General features: G+C 44.8%; 1 protein-coding gene. It reads left to right on the top strand.

The window, feature by feature from the left end:
- Positions 1-88: 88 nt before the first annotated feature.
- The coding region (locus tag R7R24_RS27670; protein WP_318120267.1) for a YdcF family protein at positions 89-650 on the top strand (562 nt) is incomplete at its 3' end.

Here is a 650-nt window from a genome sequence, read left to right as displayed (position 1 = left end):
TGTAAGGCGGTTGGCAAAGAAGATTTTTGTAACTATGCCAAAGACCACACAACAGTGACTTTGTCGCAGGGGAAATTGAGAGAGAAGTATGAAGTTAGGTAACGTGGTCATCGTACTAGGTAAGCGATTGGTTAATAACCAATTGAGTGCCGAAGGCATCTCGAGAGTCGAAGCACTAGCTGCTAAGACCCGCGAAATGCCAATGGAGAATACTGCTCTCGTATTTTGTGGTGGAAAAACGCAAGGACAAAGCATTTCGGAAGCAGACGCTATGTATGCATATTTTCAGACCCTGAATACGTCGCTGGCCAAGCCTTTTCCGACAAGCCAAATCCTGCTTGAAAATCGCTCTTTGAATACGTTTGAAAACATGCGAAATGCAGCGAAAGTTCTGTGTGAAAGCGGTTTATTTCCGTTACCGTCTCAAGCGGCGGTTGAGGTCATTTTGCTATCAAACGCCTATCATCTTGAGCGCATATTAGAAATTCAAACGCTAATGGATGAGCAAGGCTTACTGCGCGTGCTCAAATCTCAATGTGCGTCCGTGGGTTTAGACTTACACATTTCTCTAGATATTCAGAAGCACATTAGCGTGCCATACCCACATCAAGGGCCACAGGCAGAAGCGTTTCTTTTACTTGATGAACTGA

It is taken from the genome of Vibrio sp. 704 (genome assembly GCF_033339295.1).
The sequence above is the reverse complement of the archived record's forward strand: the minus strand, read 5'-3'. Positions and strand labels throughout refer to the sequence as shown.